The 21,865-nt window shown below is 69.5% G+C and carries 20 protein-coding genes and 2 pseudogenes; 9 read left to right on the top strand and 13 right to left on the bottom strand.

Features of this window, described 5'->3' with window-relative positions; translation table 11 throughout:
* Nucleotides 1–202: 202 nt before the first annotated feature.
* Both ACGFYP_RS33980 and ACGFYP_RS33975 read right to left on the bottom strand, forming a co-directional pair.
* Nucleotides 203–1,093, bottom strand: a complete 891-nt coding sequence (locus ACGFYP_RS33980) for an SDR family oxidoreductase (protein ID WP_393501868.1) — start codon at nt 1,091–1,093, stop codon at nt 203–205.
* Nucleotides 1,094–1,200: 107 nt separating this feature from the next.
* Nucleotides 1,201–1,530 (bottom strand): plasmid stabilization protein, encoded by a 330-nt coding sequence (locus ACGFYP_RS33975; protein ID WP_393501866.1) that lies wholly within the window; start codon nt 1,528–1,530, stop codon nt 1,201–1,203.
* A 253-nt stretch (nt 1,531–1,783) separates the two neighbouring features.
* Here ACGFYP_RS33975 and ACGFYP_RS33970 point away from each other — a divergent pair, with 253 nt between their 5' ends.
* Both ACGFYP_RS33970 and ACGFYP_RS33965 read left to right on the top strand, forming a co-directional pair.
* On the top strand, nt 1,784–3,061 hold the full coding sequence (locus ACGFYP_RS33970) for a peptide ligase PGM1-related protein (protein ID WP_393501864.1): 1,278 nt from the start codon (nt 1,784–1,786) through the stop codon (nt 3,059–3,061).
* Nucleotides 3,062–3,256: 195 nt separating this feature from the next.
* Nucleotides 3,257–3,811: a cysteine hydrolase family protein gene (locus ACGFYP_RS33965; RefSeq protein ID WP_393501886.1), complete on the top strand. Its 555-nt coding sequence runs from the start codon at nt 3,257–3,259 to the stop codon at nt 3,809–3,811.
* A gap of 693 nt (nt 3,812–4,504) precedes the next feature.
* Here the strand turns inward: ACGFYP_RS33965 and ACGFYP_RS33960 are convergent.
* The 3 genes from ACGFYP_RS33960 to ACGFYP_RS33950 form a co-directional block, all read right to left on the bottom strand.
* A complete protein-coding gene (locus ACGFYP_RS33960; protein WP_393501862.1) occupies nt 4,505–5,122 on the bottom strand; it encodes a DUF1707 domain-containing protein in 618 nt (205 codons plus the stop codon).
* 93 nt (nt 5,123–5,215) lie between these two features.
* Nucleotides 5,216–6,130, bottom strand: coding sequence for an MFS transporter (locus tag ACGFYP_RS33955; RefSeq protein WP_393501861.1), 915 nt, complete (start codon nt 6,128–6,130; stop codon nt 5,216–5,218).
* Nucleotides 6,130–6,339, bottom strand: a complete 210-nt coding sequence (locus tag ACGFYP_RS33950; protein ID WP_393501859.1) for a hypothetical protein — start codon at nt 6,337–6,339, stop codon at nt 6,130–6,132. Before ACGFYP_RS33950 ends, ACGFYP_RS33955 begins: the two co-directional genes overlap by 1 nt.
* Nucleotides 6,340–6,465: 126 nt before the next feature.
* Here ACGFYP_RS33950 and ACGFYP_RS33945 point away from each other — a divergent pair, with 126 nt between their 5' ends.
* Nucleotides 6,466–6,798 (top strand): ArsR/SmtB family transcription factor, encoded by a 333-nt coding sequence (locus ACGFYP_RS33945; RefSeq protein ID WP_393501857.1) that lies wholly within the window; start codon nt 6,466–6,468, stop codon nt 6,796–6,798.
* Between the two features lie 61 nt (nt 6,799–6,859).
* On the opposite strand, the gene ACGFYP_RS33940 is transcribed toward ACGFYP_RS33945, so the two are convergent.
* Entirely contained in the window at nt 6,860–7,714 is an 855-nt protein-coding gene (locus ACGFYP_RS33940; protein ID WP_393501855.1) for a helix-turn-helix transcriptional regulator, read from the bottom strand.
* Nucleotides 7,715–7,847: 133 nt separating this feature from the next.
* On the opposite strand from ACGFYP_RS33940, the gene ACGFYP_RS33935 reads away from it, so the two are divergent.
* Nucleotides 7,848–9,374, top strand: coding sequence for an MFS transporter (locus ACGFYP_RS33935; protein WP_393501853.1), 1,527 nt, complete (start codon nt 7,848–7,850; stop codon nt 9,372–9,374).
* Nucleotides 9,375–9,429: 55 nt separating this feature from the next.
* The gene (locus ACGFYP_RS33930) at nt 9,430–9,750 is read left to right on the top strand and encodes a hypothetical protein (protein ID WP_361967297.1); all 321 of its coding nucleotides are present in this window, start codon (nt 9,430–9,432) and stop codon (nt 9,748–9,750) included.
* Between the two features lie 81 nt (nt 9,751–9,831).
* Here ACGFYP_RS33930 and ACGFYP_RS33925 read toward each other — a convergent pair whose 3' ends face one another.
* Entirely contained in the window at nt 9,832–10,338 is a 507-nt protein-coding gene (locus tag ACGFYP_RS33925) for a hypothetical protein (protein WP_393501851.1), read from the bottom strand.
* Between the two features lie 219 nt (nt 10,339–10,557).
* On the opposite strand from ACGFYP_RS33925, the gene ACGFYP_RS33920 reads away from it, so the two are divergent.
* The 3 genes and pseudogenes from ACGFYP_RS33920 to ACGFYP_RS33910 form a co-directional block, all read left to right on the top strand.
* Nucleotides 10,558–11,241, top strand: a complete 684-nt coding sequence (locus ACGFYP_RS33920; protein ID WP_393501849.1) for a MerR family transcriptional regulator — start codon at nt 10,558–10,560, stop codon at nt 11,239–11,241.
* Nucleotides 11,242–11,300: 59 nt separating this feature from the next.
* A pseudogene (locus tag ACGFYP_RS33915) lies at nt 11,301–11,510 on the top strand (CU044_2847 family protein); the annotation flags it as partial.
* A gap of 173 nt (nt 11,511–11,683) precedes the next feature.
* Nucleotides 11,684–12,172: pseudogene (locus tag ACGFYP_RS33910) on the top strand (NaeI family type II restriction endonuclease); the annotation flags it as partial.
* Nucleotides 12,173–12,178: 6 nt separating this feature from the next.
* Here the strand turns inward: ACGFYP_RS33910 and ACGFYP_RS33905 are convergent.
* Together ACGFYP_RS33905 and ACGFYP_RS33900 are read right to left on the bottom strand one after the other, a co-directional pair.
* Complete coding sequence (locus ACGFYP_RS33905; protein WP_393501847.1) at nt 12,179–13,024, bottom strand: BTAD domain-containing putative transcriptional regulator; 846 nt, start codon at nt 13,022–13,024, stop codon at nt 12,179–12,181.
* Between the two features lie 562 nt (nt 13,025–13,586).
* Nucleotides 13,587–14,270, bottom strand: coding sequence for a ScbR family autoregulator-binding transcription factor (locus ACGFYP_RS33900; RefSeq protein ID WP_393501844.1), 684 nt, complete (start codon nt 14,268–14,270; stop codon nt 13,587–13,589).
* 164 nt (nt 14,271–14,434) lie between these two features.
* On the opposite strand from ACGFYP_RS33900, the gene ACGFYP_RS33895 reads away from it, so the two are divergent.
* Nucleotides 14,435–15,289: a ScbA/BarX family gamma-butyrolactone biosynthesis protein gene (locus ACGFYP_RS33895; RefSeq protein WP_393501842.1), complete on the top strand. Its 855-nt coding sequence runs from the start codon at nt 14,435–14,437 to the stop codon at nt 15,287–15,289.
* A gap of 140 nt (nt 15,290–15,429) precedes the next feature.
* Here ACGFYP_RS33895 and ACGFYP_RS33890 read toward each other — a convergent pair whose 3' ends face one another.
* From ACGFYP_RS33890 to ACGFYP_RS33875, 4 genes are all read right to left on the bottom strand, one after another.
* The gene (locus ACGFYP_RS33890; RefSeq protein ID WP_393501840.1) at nt 15,430–16,194 is read right to left on the bottom strand and encodes a glucose 1-dehydrogenase; all 765 of its coding nucleotides are present in this window, start codon (nt 16,192–16,194) and stop codon (nt 15,430–15,432) included.
* Nucleotides 16,195–16,624: 430 nt separating this feature from the next.
* A complete protein-coding gene (locus tag ACGFYP_RS33885; protein WP_361969430.1) occupies nt 16,625–17,161 on the bottom strand; it encodes a flavin reductase family protein in 537 nt (178 codons plus the stop codon).
* 205 nt (nt 17,162–17,366) lie between these two features.
* Nucleotides 17,367–17,795, bottom strand: coding sequence for a YybH family protein (locus tag ACGFYP_RS33880; protein WP_393501837.1), 429 nt, complete (start codon nt 17,793–17,795; stop codon nt 17,367–17,369).
* 14 nt (nt 17,796–17,809) lie between these two features.
* Complete coding sequence (locus ACGFYP_RS33875; protein WP_393501835.1) at nt 17,810–21,832, bottom strand: thioester reductase domain-containing protein; 4,023 nt, start codon at nt 21,830–21,832, stop codon at nt 17,810–17,812.
* Nucleotides 21,833–21,865 lie beyond the last annotated feature (33 nt).

The raw sequence follows: 21,865 nt of genomic DNA, 5'->3' as shown, positions 1-21,865 counted from the left end.
GGTGGGACAACGACGCCTGGCACGAGTGATCGACGTCAACGGGCGAGGCGGTGGCGAGGGCGAAGAAGGCGCTGAAAGCGCTTCGCCGACGTGGATGTCCTGCGTTTGTCCCGCGGGTGCTGCCCCATCCCGAGCGCGTTTCCCGAGACTCCGGGACTGCCGGACATCTCTGCCGACGGTTTTCAGGGACGGGGAATTCGGATCATGGCAGGGGCGTGCCGCCCGTGGCGTTCACGATCTCGCCGGTGATGTAGCTCGCCTGCGGCGACGCGAGGAAGACGTACGCGGGTGCCATCTCGGCGGGCTGGGCCGGCCGCCCCAGCGGCGACTGCTCGCCGAACGACTTCGCATCCGGCATCGTCGCCGGGATGAGGGGCGTCCACACCGGCCCGGGCGCGACGCCGTTGACGCGGATGCCCCGCTCGGCGAGCATCTGCGCCAGCCCATGGGTGAAGGAGACGATCGCCGATTTGGTCATGGCGTAGTCGAGGAGGTGCGGGCTCGGCTGGTAGCCCTGGACGGACGTCGTGTTGATGACGCAACCACCCTTCGGCATGTGCCCGAGGGCCCTACGGGTCAGCCAGAACATCCCGTACAGGTTGGTCTTCATCACCCGGTCGAACTGCTCCGTCGTGATCGCCTCGATCCCGTCGGGCTGCGACATCTGGTAAGCGGCGTTGTTGACGAGGATGTCAACGCGCCCGAGTTCGGCCACGGCCCGGTCGATCAGGGCCGCGCACTCGTCCTCGTCGCGGATGTCGCATGCGACGGGCACGGCCGTGCGGCCCGCCGCGCGCACCAGCCGGGCCGTCTCCGCCGCCTCATCCGATTCCTCGGCCAGATGGGTGAAGACGACGTCGGCACCTTCCCGGGCGAAGGCGAGGCACACGGCCCTGCCGATGCCGGAATCGCCCCCGGTGACGACAGCCGCCCGGTCGAGGAGGAGGCCGTGCCCGCGGTAGGAATGCTCACCGTGGTCGGGCCGAGGCTCCATCGCCTCGGTGAATCCGGGGTGCTCCTGTTCCTGATCGGGGAAAGGCGGCCTGGGGTGGCGGGTCACGGGGTCGGGAACGCGGGGTGCTTCGTGAGGCATGGGGGATCTCCGTGGTGCGCCAGCTCGGACGGGATCGGAGGAGTGGCCGTCATCGTTCCGCCGGCCGGAGCGCCGGGGAGGCGTCTGCCACTCCGGAACGACTGCGGTCAGCGGCCGAGGGCGGTCTTCAGCTGCTGCTTGTTCATGGTCGAGCGGCCCTCGATGCCGCGCTTCTTCGCCTCCTCGTACAGTTCGTCCTTCGTGCGCTCGGACGAGGCTCCGCCCCCGCCCGACTGCTGTCCGCCTGACCGGGAGGCGGACTTGCCCTGTGTCGAGCTGCGGCCGGCCGTCTTGCTCTCACCCGACCGGGCACGTTCCTTGTTCGCCGTGCGTGATGCCATCTCCTTGGCACGGTCCTCGGACATGCCCCGCTTTTCGCCGGACTCCTTGATGTGGTCGTACTGGCGCTCGCGCTTGGGGCTGGATCCTCGGGGCATGACGAACCTCTCATCGTGGGGTGTGACGCCAAGGTCATGGTGCGCGTACAGGGACCTCCCCGCATCTCACGCCGATCGGACGGTGAATGCGGATTTCCCGGGCTCGTGCCAGCCGGCACGCGGCGATGGTTGGGGCCGGTGCGCACGTGCGCTGCGCGTGGTTCGCCAGGCCCGTCCCACCGGGGGGACAGGATGGGCGTGGCAAGGGCGCGAGCAGAGAGCCCGTCGGCGACGCGGCATGGGAGGAACGGTCGTGAACGAGCCGGATGCGGGACCCCTGTTGGTGTTCGCGAACTTCCTCTCGGACTTGGCGGTGGACCTGGAGGAAGGCCAGGTGTTGGCGCAGTGGGCCCAGCAGGCGCCGCGCAAGGCGTGGCTGCTGCGGGACGGCGACGCACTGGTCACCCCCGGAGCGCTGAGCGAAGAGTTCCGGCGGTACGTGAGTGACTTGACGGGGCTGCCCCGCGAGCGGACCGCGGTCATCAAGGTGCCGCCGGCCGGTGCGGTCCCGCTGGCCCTAGCGGTTCGCGAGGCCGGGCTGATGGAGCGGGTCGCCGCTCACGCGCGTCAGCCCGGAACGGCGTTGTTGCCGACCGCCCCTGACGCGTCCGCCGTCGGGTTCGCGCGCGACCTCGGTCTGACCGTCCATCCGTACGCGACGGCCGACGAGGCCGCCGCCGCCCTGCCGGTGACGATGTTGTTGAACACGAAGGCCGGCTTCCGTCGAGCGGCCATGCAACTGGGCATGCGACTGCCCGCAGGTCGGGTGTGCCGCCGACCCGAGGTCGAAGGCGTCGTACGGCAACTGCTCGCACGGTACGAGCAGGTGGTGGTCAAACCCGACCGCTCCGCAGGGGGCCACGGGATGCGCTTCCTCTCATGGAAGGACGTGGAAGGAGGGGGCCTGGCGCTGGCGACGGTCGGCGGCCCGCAGGGGACGTGGGTGGTGGAGCAGCGCGTGGCCGTGGCCGAGTCCGTGAGCATCCAGATGGAGAACACGGTTTCAGGGACTCGTGCCCTGTTCAGCGGGGCGATGCGGACGGAACAGGGCTCCTTCACGGGGTACGCATCACCCCTGCCGATGTCGTGTGCGCACGTGGCGGGCGAGCTGGAGGAGTGGGGGCTGAAACTGGGCCGCAACCTGGCCGCCCACGGCCACCTCGGCCCGTTCGGACTCGACGCACTCGTCGACACGGACGGAGTGCCGTACGCCGACGAGAGCAACGTCCGCAGGACCGCCACCACCACGCCCCACGCCATGGTCACCCGCCTCACGGCCGCGTCCGGCGAGGCCCACCCGGCGTGGACGGTGTCCAAGGGACACACCCGGACGGCTTTCGGTCTGACTGAAGCTCTCGACCGGCTGCGTGCCCACCGGCTCGCGTTCGACGCCGAGTCCGGGGAGGGGGTGGTGCTCTACGCGGACGCCCCGCCGGACGGCCGCTCATGGCGCTACGCGGTCATCGCGGCACACGCGGACGGGGTGAGCGAGTGGGAAGGCGCGCTGGTGGAAGCCTTCGGGCTCGAGTGAACGGCCGCTGTGGCCCGGGCCGCCCGAATGCCGGCGAACGCCCGGGGACTCGTCGGCGAGGCGGGACGTGCACCCGCGGGACACACTGGTGCAGTGGGGCCGCTGGTGGGACGCGGTACGCGCGCACCGCTCCGCTCCGCCAGGCCCCGGCCCCCGCTCGCGAGGGGAGCAGGACGAATAGAAGTGGCGACTCCCATGACCGGTACGGCGCTGATCGTGATCGACATGCTCAACACCTATGCCCACGAGGACGCCGAGGCCTTGGTCCCGTCCGTCCGCGAGGCCCTTCCCGGGATCACGACACTCCTCGAGCACGCGCGGGCGAGTGCGTCGCCGGTCGTGTACGTGAACGACAACTTCGGCGAATGGCGCTCGCACCACGGGGAGATCTTGCGAGCCGCCCTCGCCGGCCGACACGCCGATCTGGTGGAACCCGTGGCACCCGACGAAGAATCCCTCTTCGTGGTCAAGGCGCGGCACTCGATCTTCTTCGAAACCCCTCTGGCATACCTGCTGAACCAACTCGGAACCGAGCGCCTGGTCCTGTGCGGCCAGGTGACCGAGCAGTGCGTGCTGTACTCGACTCTGGACGCCCACATCCGGCGCTTCGACGTCGTCGTGGCGCAGGACGGGGTCGCCCACATCGACGCGGAGCTGGCCGCTGCGGCCTTGCGGATGATGCGCACCAACATGTCCGCCGTGATCTCCCCGGTGAATGACATCGCCTTCGACGCCCGATCGGCACCCTGAACCAGACGGTCGAGGAGACCGACTGCGTCGTCGGAAGCACCACCTCCGCGTGAAAGATCGGTACCGGGGAAGGCGCCCGCTGAGCATCCCGGCCCTCGTGCGCGACAGGCGCGGGACGAGGCAGAGCAGGGCTGAGGAACGGTAACGGTGGCCGTAATGGAGGGGAGACAGGGCAGGACTCGTCCCGGCGAGGCGCTCGCCGCCCGTGAGGACCGGGCGACGCCGTGGCAGGATCTGGCACGAGTCATCGACCAGATGTTCGATCCCCTGGGGCCGGTCCTCCGGCGGCGGTCGGTGGGCTGCAGGCCCAGAGCCCGCTCCCGGACCGTCGGCGTGCCCGCCGCGGCTGGGACCGGGACCGCGGCGGGCACCGGCCATGAGCCTCCCCTTGACCGCCACCGCAACGGCATCCGCCGCCGTGCCCGGAAAGGCCGATGTGGCCGAGGCGGCGGAGTGGGTGCGCATCGCGTCCGTCTCCTCCGACGCGGACCGGGGCCATGGCGTGCGCCGGTCCGCCCGCCGGCTGGTCGAGACACTGCACAACGCCGCCATCTCGGCGCGGCACTTTCCGGTGTCGCCGAGACCGTGCGGCGGGAGGCCGCCGGAGGTCCCACCGCGTGAGCATCCATGGTGCACGCAATTGCCCTGCGGGTTCCGGTGGTTGGCGGCCCGGCATGATCCAAACGAAAGGTCCTAGCCCTGCTTCGGGTTGCTGTCCAGCTTGTGCTGTTCCCGGCGGTTGGGGTGGCGGATCACGACTCCTCCCGCGCCGCCGGATCCGTTGAGCCGGATGAGCGGGGTTCCCGGTAGCCGGTCGGGAGTGGTCTTGTCCGTCAGGCCGCCGGTGCCGGGGTCCATGCCGCTGGTGTCTGCGGCCCAGGCGTCGGGGATGACGATCGTGACACCGGAGGTCTCCCCGTACGCCTCCACCACGACCTCCGTGAGGCGGCACTCGACCCGGGTGAAGTCGACCTTCACACCCCCCACGCCGCCGTGAGCGATCACGTGCCCGGGAACCTCCCAGCGCCCGGGGCCTTGAGACGCGCCGAACATGCCGCCCTTGAGTACCAGGGGCGGCCGGCTCTCGGGGGAGCTCGGCCTCGGCAAGTCGGCGGTCAGGGCGGCCAACTCGGCGTGCGTCTTGGACTTCAGAGCCTGCTCCAGGCGTGAATCCAGCTCGTCGAAATCGATTCGCCCCTCGGCTGCCGCGTCGCGCAGTTGCTCCACCACTGCTTCCCGGTCGTCGTGAGAGGCGCGGAGCTCTCCTGATGGAGCAGGGCGCGGAGAGGGGTCCGGGGGCTGGACAGTCATGGTCACAAGGATATGCAGCCGGCCGGCTGAGGGGGCTGGGACTGCGTATCTCTCAGGGATCGGTGTGACGAGCCGCGCTTCACCAAGAGGCAGTCACGTCTTGGACTTCTCCGGACCGGCCGGGGTCGGCGCCGGCGTCGTGGGGGTGGGCGTGATGGGGCGACGTGTGGTTCCCAGGTGTCCTAGGAGGGCGAGGGCGGTGACGGCGGCGGCCACCAGCCCGAGTTCGGCCGGGGCAAGGCCGAACCACTCCTGTGCCAGCCCTCCGACACCGCCACCGAGAGCGACGCCGAGGTAGAGCGCTGAGGAGTTGAGGCCGAGCAGGACCGGCGCGGCGGCGGGGCTGAGGGCGACGAGTCGGTGCTGCTGCGGGACGACGATGACGCCGACACCCAGGCCCCAGACCGCGGCCCAGAGCAGGGTGGGCGCGAAGGAGTGTGTCGCCGGCGGAGTCAGTGCCAGGGCGACAGTCGAGAGGGCGAGCGAGCCGGTGAGGACTCGGGCGGAGTCGTACCGGTCGACGAGGCGTCCCGCGGTGATGTTCCCGGCCAGGGTGCCGACACCCCAGGCCAGCAGGATCCAGGTCAGGAGCGACTCGTCGCCGCCGGTGGCGTCCCGTAGGGCCGGTGCGATGTACGTGTAGAGGGTGTAGGCACCGAGGAACGCGAGGGACGTGACGGTCAGAAGTGCCAGTACGCGCCCCTGCTTGAGGGGACGCAGGCGGTCGGGCAGCGAGGCGGCGGGGAGGGTCACCTTGGGGAGCCCGACGGTGATGCCGACCATCGCCGCCAGGCCGATCCCGGCGACGGCCCACAGGGTGATGTGCCAGTCGGTGCGGCCGATCAGTGTGCCGAGCGGCAGTCCCAGCGCGGTCGCCGAGGTCAGGCCGCCCAACACGAAGGCCAGGGCCCGGCCGCGGTGTTCCGGCGGAGCGATCGCCGCGGCGGTGCTGGAGGCGACGGAGGTGATGATGCCCGCTCCGACGGCGGTGGCGATCCGGGCGGCCATCACCGTTTCGTAACTGGTGCCCAAGGCGGTGGCGGCGTTGCCGGCGCCGACAACGCCAGCGTCAAGGCGAAGACCGTCACCAGCTGACCGGCCGCCGGGATGGGCACCGAGAGGTCGGCGGCGATGGAGGGGAGTAAGCCCGCGATGACGTAGCCGTCGGTGCCGACGGCGAACGTCGCCAGGGCCAGGGGGAGCAGTCGTTTCAACACGGATCGTGCCGCCTTTCCGAGCAGCGCGGAGGTAGGTGATCGGCACCGTACTCAATACATGGATGCTTGTCCATGTATCAATGAGTGGGTAGGCTGAACTCCTGTCACGGACGGAGGGAAGCGACGATGCGTGAGGTGTCCCAGCCGGCGACCGAGTCGATCCGGATGGTGGAGGTGCTGCGCGCGCTGGCCGATCCGGTACGGCTGGAGATCGTCCAACGGCTCGCCGTGACCGGCGAGGAGAGCTGCAACGCCATCGGTGGCGATCTGGACGTTCACCAGACGACGCTGTCCCACCACTACCGCGTCCTGCGCGAGGCGGGAGTCACCTGGACGACCGTCAAGGGCCGCTCACGACTGGTGCGGCTGCGCCGTGACGACCTGGACGCGTTGTTCCCCGGCCTGCTCGACTCCGTACTGAACGGAGTTCGCCGCACGCGTCCAGCCGTAGGGGGCTGACGCCAGACCGATGTCGCGCGGTGGCGTGATCGGCCGGAGAAGTCCTGGCTGCTCGGTGGCGCTACTGGTGATCGGCGACCTGGTTGGACAGCAGGCGCAGCGCGTCGGACGAGGCGGTGTCGTTGGGTGTGTAGACCTCAAGGCGGTGGTCGGGGCTCTCGGGCTGGAGCCAGACCTGATAGTCGATGTCGAGGTCGCCGACGGTCGGGTGCTGCAGGTGCATGGTGCCGACGGTGCAGTCCGCGACGTCGCCCTTGGCCCACAGCTTGGCGAAGTCGACGCTGCGCATGGCCAGTTCGCCGATCAGTTCGGCCAGCCGGGCGTCGGTGGGATACCGGCCCGCGGTGAGCCGCAGGTAGGCGACGTGGATGCGGGCGAGTTCATCCCAGTTCCGGTGAAGGTCTCGCGTGAGGGGATCGAGGAAGAACATCCGGGGAACGGACGGCCGTCGGGTCGGATCGTGGGGCGCCGTGAAATCGACGTGCTCCGCAACGAGGGCATGTCCGGTGCGGTTCCAGGCCAGCACGTCGCCGCGGCGGCCGAGCACGACGGCCGGCGTGCTGTCTCCCAGCGACGCCAGGAGCGAGAGCACTCTTTGATGCGGCCTTTCCGGGCGGGGACGCACCAGGTGTGAAGTGGTCGACTGTCGGGAGAGGTTGTGCAGGTGGGCCGTCTCCGATGCATCGAGTTGGAGCACCTTGGCGAGTGCGTCGAGGACCTGTTGGGAGGCGGTCCCGGCCTGGCCCTGCTCCAGCCGCGTGTAGTAGCCGGCGCTCACGCCGGAGAGCTGGGCGAGCTCCTCGCGGCGCAGGCCCGGCACCCGGCGGGCGGTGCCGTAGGTGCGCAGCCCGACGTCGGCAGGCGTGACCCGGTCGCGGCGGGTCTTGAGATACGCCCCGAGGCTCTCCAGTTCCATGACTCCGAGCGTAGGTGCCGCGGTCCGTGTCTGGGTGTCCCTGTGAGGTGTACCCATGACGCGGGGATGGTTGCCGGGCTGCCGGCGGCGCACCGTCGGACGCATGAATGCACAGCGTATGAATGCACAGCGTATGAATGCACGGCCCACCTCTCACTCGCCCGATCTCCGGGCGTGGCTCGGCCTGTTGGTGGTACTCGGCCCGGTGCTGCTGGTCGCGATGGATGGCTCAGTCCTGTTCCTGGCGATGACCAAGATCTCCGAGACGCTGTCGCCGACCGCCGATCAGGCGTTGTGGATCCTGGATGTCTACGGATTCGCCGTCGGGTCGCTGCTCATCGCGTTCGGGAACATCGGCGACCGGTACGGGCGGCTGAAGCTTCTGATGACCGGCACGGCGGTGTTCGGCGTGGCCTCGACGGGAGCGGCCTTCGCCCCCGGACCGGAGCTGCTGATCGCCTTCCGGGCGCTCATGGGCGTGGCCGGTGCCACGCTGCTGCCGTCGGCGCTGGCGGTACTCAGCGAACTGTTCACCGACCCGCGTCAGCGGGCGAGAGCGATCGGGATCTTCGCAGCCACCTTTGCCGCCGGCTTCGCGATCGGCCCGGTCGTCGGCGGACAACTGCTGAGCGGCTTCTGGTGGGGGTCGGTCTTCCTGATCAATCTCCCCGTCGTCGTGCTCTTCCTGGTCCTGGCCCCGGTCCTGCTCCGCGAGGTACGCGCCACACGTACCGGCCGTACGGACGTCCTGAGCGTCCTGCTCTCCGCCGCGGGCATTCTGCTGACCGTCTACGCGATCAAGCACGCTGCGGCTGAGGGGCTGACCGCGACCCCGGTGGCCACAGGGGTCGTCGGCATCGTCACCCTGGGGTGGTTCGCCCGGCGACAACTCCGCATCGACCACCCGCTGATCGACCTCAGCCTCTTCCGCGACCGGGTGTTCACGATCGCGGCCATCACGGGGCTTCTGCCTCTGGCCGCATGGTCGGCAACGGCCTACCTCGGCGGCATCTATCTCCAGTCCGTCCTCGGACTGACGGTCCTGGACTCGGCTCTCGTCGCACTCCCGGGCGCGGCCGTGCTCACCATCACCTGCATCGTCACACCGGCACTGGTCGCGCGTACCGGCACACGAGCAGCACTCATCACCTGCCACTTCCTCATCGCCGCAGGCCTGCTCCTGCTGCTGGTCACCAGCGTCTCCAGCGGTGTCGGCTGGTACGTGGCGTCCACCGTCATCGCCGGCCTCGGCTACGGCATCTCCTTCAGCGTGGTCGCCGACACCGCCGTGGCTGCGGTTCCCGCGGAACGCGCCGGGTCCGCGGCAGCCATCGCCGAGACCGGCAACGAGATCGGCAACGCCCTCGGCATCACGCTCCTCGGCTCGCTGGCTGCCCTGATCTTCCGGCTCCAGGGACCCGACGTCGCCGGTACCCTCAACGAGACACTGCAGGTCCCCGGCCTCCCGGCCGCGGTCGTCGGCGATGCGAAGTCCGCGTTCGTCACCGGTCTGCACATCGCCGCCGTCATCGCGGGCATCCTGCACGCCGCACTCGGCGCCTTCGCCCTGCGCCACTTGCCGAAGGCCCCCACCGACACCGACGACGCCCATCAGGGCCGCCCGGCCCAGGACGCCATCGGAGAGAGCGGCGTCCGATGAAGTCGCGGACCATGCGGCAGATCGGTGGCGCTGCACGTGCGTTGGTGACACCCTGATGACCGTGATCATCAGGGTGAGTGAGGCACGCGTACGTCCTGACCGGTTCGAGGCGTTCCACGACATGATCGTCTCTGCGGTACGAGAGTTTCCCAGCCTCTACCCAGGGCTGGTGGACCACGAGGTACTGATCGCGCCGCCCGATTCGCTGCTGTACGTCAGTCGTTGGCGCAGCGAGCGGGATCTGGTCGACTACGCGGGCGAGCACTGGCGTGACCAGCCCGTGGTGCTGCCGGGCGAGGACGAGTACCTCCTCGCACCACTTCAGGTCCGGCACTTCACGCTCGCATCTCTGAGCCCGGAGAGTGTGCCGCGCTAGGAGCAGGATTTCGTGGGAGCAGTTCAGCTGCCCCGGCCGGACCGGGGCAGCTGACCGCGGGCCGAGCCATCCGACCACGCTCTAAGCAGGCACCCTGTCGGCCTGGCGGGCGGCTGCGGCACGTGCCGGGATGTAGGCCCACAGCGCGACGCCGATGAAGATCAGCTGCTCGGGAATCCTGAACCACAGCGGCGTCGCCGGCTCCCCGTTGAACGAGACCTGCTCGACGGCCGCGTAGATGTTGGCCGGGAGCATCAGGACGAACAGCGCGGCGAGGCCCAGCCCGGCCGTCGGCCGAGTGGCCTCCCGGACGAGTCCGGCGGCGCCGAGGAGCTCCAGGACGCCCGTCGCGTAGACCGCGAGGCGGGGGAACGGCACGAACGGCGGGACCATCGCGACCAGGTCGTGGTGGCCGGGCATGGGGCCGAGGGCGGACGGGACGAAGTGCGCGCTCGCCGTGAACACCAGCATGACCGCGAGGCCGTGCAGGACGGACAGCCGCCAGGTCGCGAACCGTCCGACGCCGAACGCGCCGAGCAGCCGGAACAGAACGGTGGGGACGGCGATGAGCATGAGTGTGCCGAACATGAGGAAGGAAATCCTTTCGGTCGTCGTGTTCAGGTCGGCCTCGTGTTCAGGCCGCGGTGCAGAAGAGGCCATTGCCGTACGCCCGGAAGGCGGGGGTCGATTGCCGCCGCCGCAGGGGGTTGTTGCGCGATCAGGGAGGCGCCTTGGGCGCACGGCGCGGGGTTCGGAGCAGAATGGATAATAGCGCTATCCGCTATCCGTGGCCCAGGAAGTGAGTGGATGAAGGTCTCCGAGCTCGGTCGACGCACAGGCGTACAAGTGCCGCTGATCAAGTACTACTTGCGCGAAGGGCTGCTTCCCCCGGGGCGGGCCACCGCGTCCAACCAGGCCGACTACGGCGAGGACCACGTGCACCGGCTCCGGCTCATCCGCACGCTGATCGGGACGCGCGGTCTGTCGACCGGCGCGACGAAGGAGATCCTGGACGCGATCAGCGCCGAACAAGAGGATCTGCACCAGGTCTTCGGGATAGTGCTCGGGGTACGTCCGACCACGCTGGATGCGGCTCCCGAGACGGAGACGGCCCCGGAGTCGGAGCCGGCGGGCTTGGTCGACGCGCGCAAGCTGATCGCCGAGATGGAGTGGGAAGCCTCCCCGGGCAACCCGGCCGCGCACACCCTGGCAGAGGTCCTGGCCGCACTCGCCGACCTCGGTGCGGACATCGACTGGCGCGGCCTGCTGCCCTACGCCCGACTCGCCGACGGCATCGCCGACGTGGACGTGCGGCAGATGGCCGGCGAGCGCGACCTGCTGGCCCAGGCCGAACGGGCCGTTCTGGTCTCGATCATCCTCGAACCCGCCCTGTTGGCCCTCCGTCGACTGGCCCAGGAATCCAAGTCGGCCCACCACTTCGGCGGGACCGGCGGCGGGGGCGGCCGGCCCGGTGAGGTGAAGTCACCATGAAACGCACGGTGGGAATTCAGGTGCTCCGGCGCGCGGCGATGTGAGTCGATCCTGAGCAGCAGAGCTTCAACGGTGCCCTGGAGAGCATCCACACCGCGGCCGAGTCGGCGCTGCGCGTCTTCCGCGACGGTCAACTCAAGCCCGACGCCGTCGAGATCGAGTTCGGCATGAAGCTCACCGCCGAGGCAGGGGCGGTGATCGCCAAGACCTCCATGGAAGGGCACCTCGTGGTGAAGCTGAGCTGGACGCCCGGTGCCGCTGGGGGACCCCGGCGGGCTGATGAGCTCTCAGTCCTGGCAGGTGCGGGTCGCTGCGAGCGGTGTCGGTCCCGGATTCCTGGTGACCGACCGTCATGTGATGACCTGCGCGCACGTCGTCCATGGGGCGGATCGCGCCGAGGTGACGCTCGCCCAACCCCCCGACCTCGGCCCGCTCCGGGCGCGACCTGAAGCTCACGGTCAGGGCTGAACACCGCGACAAGATCGTCTGGCTCTGGCGCGACGTGGATCTCCTGGAGAACACCCTGCTGCACATGGCCGACGACGACCGCGAAGCGGTCCTCGCGCATCGGACCGGCCAGCGCCGCATCGACGAGCTGTTCCGGCGCGTACGGAACCGCCGGATCGGACGTAACGCGGTCCGCACCCTTGCACAGCAGACGGACTACATGAAGCGCCTCCGCGGGCCCGGTGGGACCCGCGACACGCTCCGGGCCGAAGGGATCATCATTCTGGGCGACGTTCCGGCCCACCAGGACATCGCTCGGCAGCTGTGGCTCCCCGTCCCTCAGGACGGGGAATTCGTCAGTGTCCGGGTCGTGCCGGCCGTTCCTGGCAGTGGCAGGCCCGCCGTGGAACTCGACGACGCACAGTGGACGGTGGCGCTCCCGGGCGACCCTGAGGTCACCGCGCCGGTACTCCCGTACAGATAGCGGAGGTCAGCTCGCTACGGCGGTCGCCCAGAGGGGGGCCACCGCCGAGCGGGTCATTCTGTCGTCGCGGCGGCGGAGGGGGAGCGGGTCCTCGCCGGCGGCCGCGTGGAGGATCTCGGACTGCAGGCGCTGCAGGTCGTCCGAGGGCTCCAGGCCCAGTTCGTCGTTGAGGATGCGGTGGAGGTTCTGGTACGCCTGGAGGGCTTCGCCGCGGCGGCCCGCCTGGTGGAGGGTCGCGATGAGCTGGCCGTGGAACCACTCGTGCAGCGGGTACTCGTTGACGAGCGTCCGCAGGTCGGGGAGGAGTTCGCGGCGTCGCCCGAGACGGCTCTCGGTCTCGATGCGCAGCTCCAGGGCGCGTATGCGCAGCTCCTCCACGCGCGCGATCCGGCCGGCGAGCACGCATCCGACGGGCACGTTGCTCAGCACCGGGCCGCGCCACAGAGCCAGTGCGCGCTTCAGCTTCTCGGAGGCCCGCTCGAAGCCGCCGTCGGTGAAGTCGGCCTGGGCTTCCCGGACATGACGCTCGAAGACGCTGACGTCGACCTCGTCCTCGCGCAGCTGGATCGCGTATCCGGGTGCCCTGGTGACCAGGAGGTTGCGGCCCGGGGCGACCGCCCTCTCGTCCACCAGCATCTTGCGCGCGTGGTAGACGTGGGTCTGGAGGGTGCGCAGGGCGCTGCGCGGAGGGTTCCCTCCCCACAGCTCGAGGATCAGCGAGTCCGTGGCCGCCGCCTCACCGGGTTGAAGCGCCAGCAGCGCCAGCATCTGACAGATCTTCGGTGCATTCGGTGCGTATTCCCTGCCGTCATCGGTGATGATCTCGAATGGACCGATGAGGTTGAACTGCACTGCACACACTCCTGTTCCGCGCGTCCGCGCGCGACTCGATCGGAGGACATCCCCGGCACGCTCGAACCGTCGGTGGAGGTCGAACTGCCCATGGGTTGCTTCGTCTTGCGATGCGTCGGGTGACCCCGCGACGGGTGACCCAGCGTCGGGTGACCCCGTGACGCTCACGTCCCGGTGTGGCTGCACCGTGCCGGAGGCGACATCGCCCCGACCGAGACCTGAGGTTGCTGACCGAAGTCCGATTCCATGGCTCCCCCTTGTGTGCGCGGACGAGCGGCGGCAGGCCCCGTAGTCCGTGGAGCCCTGGCGCCGAACAAGTATCTCGAAACAAAGAAACCATTCATCCGGTTCTTTGTATAGAGGTTTTTGGGGAGCCCTGGAGGGTCTCAGGTGGCGGGCCTGACCGCGCCGTAACATCAATTCCGCAGGTCAGGTGGCATGTTGGTGGCGAGATGGTGTCTTGTGGCCTCGTGATGCTAAGCCTGCGTAAACATACCGGCGATTCAGTTTTGGTGGCGGAGGCGGGTGCCGGGGCGCCGGAACGCCCCCGGCGCGGCGCCGTTCAGCAGGGCTCCGCCAGTTCTTCCGCCAGTTCCTCCGCCAGTTCCTGCGCCTCCTTGAACAGCCGCTCGCCCCGGTCGGGAGAGGTGTCCAGCCTCGCCAGCACTCCCGGTACGGCGATGCTCGGCAGCAGGTGGTCGAAGAGGTTCGCGGCCTCCGTGCGCAGGTCCAGCTCGTCGGGGATCGCCTCGGTCAGCAACTGGACCCCGGTCCACGCGCCGACGGCCAGCCGGGCCGTCGCGCGGGGATCGACATGCGCGAGCAACTCGCCCCGCTCCTTGGCCTCGCACAGGATGCCCGCGCCCAGCTCGATCCAGTCGGGCCAACGGGTGCCGAAAAGCCCCCGTGCCTTGGGGTCGACGGACAGCCGCACCGACGCGCTGAGCAGGGGTTCCCGGGGCAACCGGTGGGCGAGCACAAGCCCCAGGTCCACCCACTCCTGGAGCTTGTAGGTCTGCGGCAGGACGCCGTCCGCGGTGACCGCCTCGGCCAGGACGCCGCGCGCCAGCTCTTCCTTCGACGTGAAGTGGAAGTACAGCGCGCCGCGGGTGAGGTTCGCCCGCTCCACGATGGTGGCGATGGACGCGGCGTCGTAGCCGCACTCGTTGAAGACGTGAGCGGCGGCCTCCAAGAAGAGTCTGCGCGTGCGGATCGCCCGCTCCTGCTTCGGTTCCTGTCTAGCCAATTCATCACCCGCGTCAAGTGGTTTTGTCATCTCTTGAAAAAGACCGGAGAGCCGGTATCTTAACAGCGTTGCGGACGATCAACTGTCCAGTCGTCGCCACGTCCATGGGGGGAACCGTGCCTGAGGCAACCACGTTCTTACACGCGCCTGGAGCTGCAGGGGGAGTGCCGAAGGAGTACGTGCACCTCCACGACGAATCATCCGTAGTCGTCACGGGCTGGACCCGCAATGACGACGCCCTCTACACACTGACCGCTCAATGGCCGACGCCCACGGTCGAGGGCCCGTACGACCCGCGCGTCCTCGCCCAGACCATCCGGCAGAGCGGTCTCGTCATCGTCCACGCCGAATACGGCGTTCCGCTGACCCATCAGACCCTGCTGTACGACTTCAACTACACCGTCCACCCCGACTTCCGGGTCTCGCCCGCCGAGCCGCCCGCGTTGGACGTCGAGGTCCGGGTCACCGAGACCCGGCGGAGCGGTCGCGTCATCAGCGCGCTGCGCATGGACATTCGTATACGACAGGGTGGCGTCACCGTCGCCCGGGCCGACACCGAATTCGGATGGGTCTCCCCGGCCGCGTACCGGCGCCTGCGCGGTGAGCACCTCGCCGTGGACTGGGGCAGCTGGACCGTGCCGGAGCCCGTCGCACCGCAGCTGGTCGGCCGCACCGATCCGGCCGACGTCTTGCTCGCGGCCGGCGACCGGCCGGGCCGCTGGCAGCTGCGCAACGACATCGGCAACAGGCTGCTCTTCGACCACCCGGTCGACCACGTCCCCGGCCTCGTCCTGATCGAGGCCGCCTACCAGGCCGCGCACGCCGCGGCCGCGCCGGCGTACTTCATGCCCACCGATCTCGCCAGCAGCTACGAGCGGTACGTCGAGTTCAACGAACCATGTTGGCTGGAGACCGAGTTGATCCCGTTCCCCGCCTCCGGCCGGCTCACCGTCCGGGTCACCGGGTTGCAGGGAGGGCAGAGGTTCTTCAGGGTCGACCTGAGTGGTATCGCTCAGTAGCGGTCCGGTGTGGAGGATTGGCGTCGGAGTGCGCCGTCGGGGTGCGCCGTCGGGGTGGGCAGGCGATTCGTCTGCCCACCCCGACGTGCGTGTCACCGGCCGTGCGTGTCACCGGCCGTGGGTGTCACGGGCCGTGCGTTTCACTGGTTGACGAATCCGCCGTCCACCGGCAGTACCGTGCCCGTGAGGAACGGGCAGCGGTCGCTCAGCAGCCAGGCCGCAGCGGCCGCGATCTCCTCCGGCTCTGCGGCACGGCCCTGAGGGGTCATCGAGTTGACCATGTCCTCCAGGCCCGGGTTGCGGCCGAACCAGTCCGCGGTGATCTCGCTGCGCGTCGTGCCGGGAGCCACCGCGTTCACCCTGATGCCCTGCTTCGCGTACTCGTCCGCTGCCGCCCGGGTGAAACCCACGACCGCGTGCTTGGAGGCGATGTAGGGCGCGGCGGTGGGGATCGCCACCAGCCCGCCCACGCTGCTGTTGTTCACGATGCTTCCCCCGCCGGTCTCCAGCATCGCGGCGATCTCGTGCCGGAGGCAGTTCCACAGCCCCCGGACGTTCGCGTCCATGATCGAGTCGTACACGTCGTCCGACATCAGGTGTAGCGGGGTGCGGTCGCCGCCGATCCCGGCGTTGTTGAAGGCCGCGTCCAGGCGCCCGTACGTGGACACCGTGAAGTCCACCGCGCGGGCTGCGTCCTTCGCCGCCGACACGTCACAGACGACGTAGGAGGCCTCGGCCCCGCCGTCCCGTAGGACGCCGACCAGTTCGGCCAGTCGCTCCTCTCTTCGGGCGGCCAGCACGACCGTTGCGCCCTCTTGTGCGAACACCTTCGCCGCTGCCGCGCCGATACCGCTGCTCGCGCCTGTGACGAGGACGACTTTTCCAGGGAGGAGGCCACTGTTCATGGGGCGCAGTCTAGAACGTGCGTACGGGAGGCTCGTGATCTCCGGGCGGATTTCGTGGGCCAGGGCATCGGCGAGAGCCGTCCTCGCCGGCCGCCGTGCGGGGGTGGACCGTACGGGAGTTGTGGACCGTACGGGAGAGGCGGGGCGTGCGCCAGGAGCGTGCCGCGCCGGGGGGAGGGCGGCCGTGAGCGAGCGGATCGTCGCCGTGGCGACGCCGAACGGATCCGGTAACTCCGCCTCCTCGGCGGCCGGTTGTGGCGGAGGCTGAGCTGCCGTCGACTGGGCGAGCGGCGTGGACGATCTGCTCAGCCCCTCGTTCAACGCCTCGACGAAACTGCGCCCGACGAAATGCGGCCAGACCCCGTCTTCGGATCGTTCCGCATCCTCGCCGATTCCCTTTCGCATAGCGCGACCACTTCCCATGCTCCCACTATTTGGATACGGCACTTACCTGTTGGAACGCTCCGCCGAAGAAGAGCAGTCCCGACGTTTCCGAACCGGTGCCGGCGGCGACCACATTCCCGAGGAATATGGAATGGTCGCCGGAATCGTGCACCTCGGTGAGCTCGCACTCCAGCCAGCCGAGCGCGCCACGCAGGAGCGGCGCCCCGGTGTACGTGCCCGGCTCCCAGTCGAGCCCGTGGAACTGCTCGGGTCCCAGAGGTCGCTTCTTGTCGGCGAAGTAGCGGGCCAGTTGCTCCTGCTCGGCGCCGAGTACGGAGACGCCGAAGCGGCCCTCGGCCAGGATCGCCTTGTGCATCACGGCGCTGTGCGACACGCAGCACAGCACGGTCGGCGGATCCAGGGACACCGAGCTGAAGGCGTTGGCCGTCATTCCGTGGATGCTGTCGCCGCCGACACTCAGGACGATCACACCGGTGATGAAGCGTGACATCGTCTCGCGCAACGACGACGGATCACCCATGGGGATTCGGTTGATTGTTTCCTCGGTGGACACAGAGCTCATGCCGAACCCTTCAGGAGATTCATGAGACGAACATAGGGGGGAGGGCACCTGCGGTCGCTCACCACGAGGTAATCAGGTGCCCAGGAGGGGTCTCTGGTCAGGGAATTCACGGTTCTCGGAGTTGCCACGGTTCTCGCGGTTGCCACGGTTCTCGCGGTTGCCACGGTTCTCGCGGTTGCCACGGGTCTCATGGTTCTCGCGGTTGTCATGGGGTCTGTTCCGGGGTCGCCCTGTTGCTCATCTGTCGGACGATCAGCCACTCGCCCTCGAGGAGCCGCCACACCACGAGCTCGTTCGTGTGCTCCTCGTGCACCGTGCCGTCCGGCAGCGTCACCGTCGTCACCGCGATGCCGGAGTCGAGGATGAGGTCGCCGTGGACGGTCACGTGCGGCTCGCCCAACGCCCGCCAGGCGAGCGTTCCGCCCTGGGCGCGTACCTCGTCCAGGAGCGCGCCGAGGTGGGCGGCGATGGCCTCGCGGCCCGCGATCGGCCCGCTGTGTCCATCCGCGAAGAGCAGGGCGTCGGGCGCGAAGCCCGCCGCCAGGGCGGCGGCGTCGCCCTGCGCCATGGCGCGTGCGACGTCGCCTTCCATACGGGACATCAGCCGCAGGGCCTCCGTCTGGGTGATGCTCATGACGTCCGGTCCCCTCAGGCCTCGACGAGCTGCGGCGCGGGCGCGAAGTGGCCGACCTCGACGAAGAACTCGACGTACTTCCTGAAGAGTTCCTCCGTCAGCTCCGGGCACTCGATACCGGTTCCTTCAAGGGCCGCGTCGGTCTCGCCGGTGTCGAACGGCGGATAGAAGGCGTCCGTGTTCGAGACCATGATGTCGAAGGCGTGCAGCAGCGGAGTCATCACGTTCTCCCGGTCCGCCCGCACCGCCTCGCTCCACGAGGCGTGGTCGGTCTCCGCCAGCTCGTAGCCGAGGGAGCGCAGATACGTCGCGCAGGTCCGCAGGCTCAGCGAACTCCTGTTGTAGAGGTGGAAGGTTCGGCCGGCTCCCGTGCCCGTACGCTGCGAAAGGGCCACGACGGCCGCGCTGACGTAGTCGACCGGCAGCATGTGGAACCGCCCGCCGTCCACGTCCGGAACCGCCTTCGCCTGCAGCAGACCCTTGAGACTCAGCCAGACGAAGTCGCGTGTCTGGCAGGCGCCGTTGTCCTGGTCCCCGGACACCACGTCGACGCGGTAGATGGACACGGGAAGGCCCCGGCCCCTCGCCAGTTCGATGATCTGCTCGGCCACCCACTTGCTCTGCGTGTACCCGCTGGGCAGAGCCTCACCGGGGCCGGTCGGGTCGGTGACCTTCGCCGGTCCGCCGTGCGCCGCTCCGCCGGCGAAGACACCGACCGTCGACACGTAGTGGACAGGCACGGTGCGGTGCCTGGCGGCCAGCCGCAACACCTCTTGCGTGCCCTGTACGTTGGCGGCCTTCAGGTCCGCGTACGGGCGCAGCCAGTGGACGGTGGCGCCGTTGTGGTAGACGACGTCGACCTTGCGGGCCAGTTCGTCGAACACCTCCTCGCCGAGGCCGAGACGCGGCAGGGACAAGTCACCGACGATGACCTTGATCCGCTCCGACTCGCCCTCCATCTCGTCCCAGACCCGGTACCACCGCAGGCTGTCACGCAGCCGCTGCCACGCCTCCGCCTCGTCGGATCCGCGTACGAGGCAGTGGATGGTCGCGCGCGTCGCCCGCGTCGTACGCAGCAGGTCACGCAGGAGGAACGCGCCGAGGAAGCCACTGGCACCCGTCAGAAGGATGTCGCGCGGGTCTTCGGGCGCTCGGTGCTCTCCGTCGGGGCGGATGCTCTCGTCGAGAAGGATCTCCGCCGCGAAGTCGACCTTCCGGGTCTCGGGCGTCGCCGGCTCGTCCTGACCGGTCCCGGGCTCCAGCTGAGCCAGCAGCTCAGCGTGGAGATACCTCGCCAGGGATGCCGGATCGGGGTGGTCGAAGACCACCGTCGCCGGCAGCCTGCTGCCCGTGAACTCGCTGAGCTGGTTGCGCAGTTCCACGGAGGTGAGTGAGTCGAAGCCGAGGGTCCCGAACGCCTGCTCGGCATCGAGTCGGCTGGTGTCGGGATGACCGAGCACCTCCGCGATCTCCGCCATCAGCCGGTCGCGGACGAACGGCAGCTGCTCGTCGGCGGGCAGGGCCGCCACGAACTCGGCGGCCGAGGCAGAGCCCGTACCGGTGTTCGTGTTGCGGGCCTTACGGCGGTACGGAGTACGGACCAGGGCGCCGAGCACCGCGGGCGGCCTGCCCGGCTGGGCGCGCAGGGCGGCGATGTCCAGGGGCGTGACCACCGTCGTGGCCCGGCCCAGACGCATGGCGGTGTCGAGCAGGCCCGGCCCCAGGTCGGACTCGACGGGCCGGAACCCGGCCTTGGCCATGCGCTGGAGATCAGCCTCCCCCAACTGACCGGTCATGCCGGTGGCTTGCGCCCACAGGCCCCAGGCGACGGAGGTCGCGGGCAGGCCCTGCGCGGCACGGTGCTCGGCGAGGGCGTCGAGGAAGACGTTGGCCGCCGCGTAGTTGGACTGACCGGGGCCGCCGATGACGCCGGCGAGGGACGAGAAGAGTACGAACGCCGAGACCGTGGGGATGGTCCGGGTCAGCTCGTGCAGATGCCACGCCGCGTCCACCTTGGGCCGCAGGACCGCCGCAAGCCGCTCCGGCGTGAGCGAGGAGACGAGACCGTCGTCCAGGACACCCGCGGCGTGGATGACGGCGGTGAGGGGGTGGTCGGTGGGGATGGTGTCGAGGGCGGTGGTGAGGGCGTCTCGGTCTGCTGTGTCGGTGGCGGTGATGGTGATGTGGGTGGCGCCGAGGGTGGTGAGTTCGTTGTGGAGTTGGGTGGCGCCGGGGGCGTTGGGTCCGCTTCGGCTGGTGAGGAGGAGGTGTTTGATGCCGTGGTGGGTGACGAGGTGGCGGGCGAAGAGGGCGCCTAGGGATCCGGTGCCGCCGGTGATGAGGACCGTTCCGTTCGGGTCGGCGCTCCACGAGGGGGCTGCCGGTGCCGGTGCCGGTGCCGGTGCCGGGGCCGACGCCGAGGCCGGTTTCGGGGAGGCGGACTGCGGTGCGAGGCGTTGCAGGCGCGGCAGGAAGGTCTTCCCACGCCGGACTGCGGCCTGGCCCTCATCGGTGGAGAGCAGCGCGCTCAGGGCCTCGAACGAGGCCGCGTCGTCGTCGAGGTCGGCGAGGACGATCCGGCCGGGGTTCTCGGACTGGGCCGAGCGCAGGAGTCCCCAGACGGCGCTGGCGGCCAGGTCTGTGATGCCGGTGTCGGTGTCCCTGTCGGTGCCGGTGCCGGTGCCGGTGTTGGTGGTGGTGTCGGTGGTGGATACGGCGCCGTGGGTGAGTACGACCAGACGGGTCCGGGCCAGGCGCTCGTCCGCCAGCCACTCCTGCACGACGGCCAGCGTCTGTCGTGTTGCGTTGTGTGTGGCGGTGACGACGTCCGTGTCGGCTTCGGCGGGGGTGCAGGGGAGGAGTACGGCATCGAGCTGGGTGCCGGTCTCGACTGCCTTGGCGACGGATTCGACGTCTGTGTAGTGGTCGGCGTCTGCGTAGGTGGCCTGCTGTGGGGTGCTCTCGTAGCTGAGGACACCCCAGGTGGGTGATGCCGCCGGCTGGGGGAGAGCGGTCGGCAGCCAGTCGAGGTGGAAGAGGGAGTCGAGGTGCCCTGCCGTCGGGTTGCTGAACTGCCCCGTGGGGGTGGCGCGGTAGGTGAGTTCGTCGATGGTGAGGACGGGCTGGCCGGTCTGGTCGGTGAGGACGACGGAGACGGTGTTGTCGGCCCCGGTGGGCGTGAGGTGGGTTCGTACGGCTGTGGCGCCGGTGGCGTGCAGGCGTACGCCCTGCCAGGTGGACGGGACCCAGATGTGTCCGTCCCGGTCGGGGAGTTCGTGGCCGGCGAGGGCCGCGTTCAGCAGTGTCGGGTGCAGGCCGAATCGCGGCACGTCACCCGCACGCTCCTGCGGGATGAGGACCTCGGTACCGGCGTCATCACCTGACCACCCGTTCCAGGCTCCGGTTCCGCTGCCGCCAGTAGCGATGCGGCCTTGGGCGTGGAGGGTCCAGGGGGCGTCGGTGGTGTCGTCGGGTCGGGCGTGGACGGTGAGGGAGCGGCTGTTCGTCGCCGCGTCGGGGGTACCGACGCGGACCTGGAGCTGCACGCCGCCTTGCGCCGGGACGGTGAGAGGGGCCGCGAGTTCGAGCTCGTCGAGCACGGTGGCTGCGAACTCGTCACCCGCACGGATCGCCACGTCCACCAGCGCTCCGGCCGAGAGGACCGTCGTACCGGCGATCGTGTGGTCGGTGAGCCAGGGGTGGGTGTGGAGTGAGAGGCGGCTCGTGAAGACGTATTCGTCGCGGTCGGCGATGGCCATGGCTGCGCCGAGGAGGGGGTGGTTTGTGTTGGTGAGGCCTAGGTCGGTTGCGTCGCCCTTGGTGGTGGGGGCGTCGAGCCAGTAGCGCTGGTGTTGGAAGGCGTAGGTGGGCAGGTCGACCTGCTTGGCGCCGGTGTCGGTGAGGTAGGTCTGCCAGTCCACGGGGGTGGTGGTTTGGGTGTGGATCTGGGCGAGTGCTGCGACGAGTGTGTCTGCCTCCGGGCGGTCGCGGCGGAGGAGGGGGATGGTGGTGACGTTCTCGGTGGTGTTTTGGACCATGGCGGAGAGGACTCCGTCGGGTCCTGCTTCGAC

The organism is Streptomyces sp. NPDC048370, from assembly GCF_043200825.1.
Classification (GTDB): domain Bacteria; phylum Actinomycetota; class Actinomycetes; order Streptomycetales; family Streptomycetaceae; genus Streptomyces.
The sequence above is the reverse complement of the archived record's forward strand: the minus strand, read 5'-3'. Positions and strand labels throughout refer to the sequence as shown.

Excerpts from the sequence above, each read along its gene's own strand:
- ACGFYP_RS33975 (WP_393501866.1), bottom strand. The coding sequence starts at position 1,530 with ATGCCCCGAGGATCCAGCCCCAAGCGCGAGCGCCAGTACGACCACATC.
- ACGFYP_RS33925 (WP_393501851.1), bottom strand. The coding sequence starts at position 10,338 with ATGTTCGGCACACTCATGCTCATCGCCGTCCCCACCGTTCTGTTCCGG.
- ACGFYP_RS33965 (WP_393501886.1), top strand. The coding sequence starts at position 3,257 with ATGACCGGTACGGCGCTGATCGTGATCGACATGCTCAACACCTATGCC.
- ACGFYP_RS33875 (WP_393501835.1), bottom strand. The coding sequence starts at position 21,832 with ATGGTCCAAAACACCACCGAGAACGTCACCACCATCCCCCTCCTCCGC.
- ACGFYP_RS33955 (WP_393501861.1), bottom strand. The coding sequence starts at position 6,130 with ATGGCCGCCCGGATCGCCACCGCCGTCGGAGCGGGCATCATCACCTCC.
- ACGFYP_RS33935 (WP_393501853.1), top strand. The coding sequence starts at position 7,848 with ATGAATGCACGGCCCACCTCTCACTCGCCCGATCTCCGGGCGTGGCTC.
- ACGFYP_RS33945 (WP_393501857.1), top strand. The coding sequence starts at position 6,466 with ATGCGTGAGGTGTCCCAGCCGGCGACCGAGTCGATCCGGATGGTGGAG.
- ACGFYP_RS33920 (WP_393501849.1), top strand. The coding sequence starts at position 10,558 with ATGAAGGTCTCCGAGCTCGGTCGACGCACAGGCGTACAAGTGCCGCTG.
- ACGFYP_RS33930 (WP_361967297.1), top strand. The coding sequence starts at position 9,430 with ATGACCGTGATCATCAGGGTGAGTGAGGCACGCGTACGTCCTGACCGG.
- ACGFYP_RS33880 (WP_393501837.1), bottom strand. The coding sequence starts at position 17,795 with ATGAGCATCACCCAGACGGAGGCCCTGCGGCTGATGTCCCGTATGGAA.
- ACGFYP_RS33940 (WP_393501855.1), bottom strand. The coding sequence starts at position 7,714 with ATGGAACTGGAGAGCCTCGGGGCGTATCTCAAGACCCGCCGCGACCGG.
- ACGFYP_RS33885 (WP_361969430.1), bottom strand. The coding sequence starts at position 17,161 with ATGAGCTCTGTGTCCACCGAGGAAACAATCAACCGAATCCCCATGGGT.
- ACGFYP_RS33890 (WP_393501840.1), bottom strand. The coding sequence starts at position 16,194 with ATGAACAGTGGCCTCCTCCCTGGAAAAGTCGTCCTCGTCACAGGCGCG.
- ACGFYP_RS33960 (WP_393501862.1), bottom strand. The coding sequence starts at position 5,122 with ATGACTGTCCAGCCCCCGGACCCCTCTCCGCGCCCTGCTCCATCAGGA.
- ACGFYP_RS33980 (WP_393501868.1), bottom strand. The coding sequence starts at position 1,093 with ATGCCTCACGAAGCACCCCGCGTTCCCGACCCCGTGACCCGCCACCCC.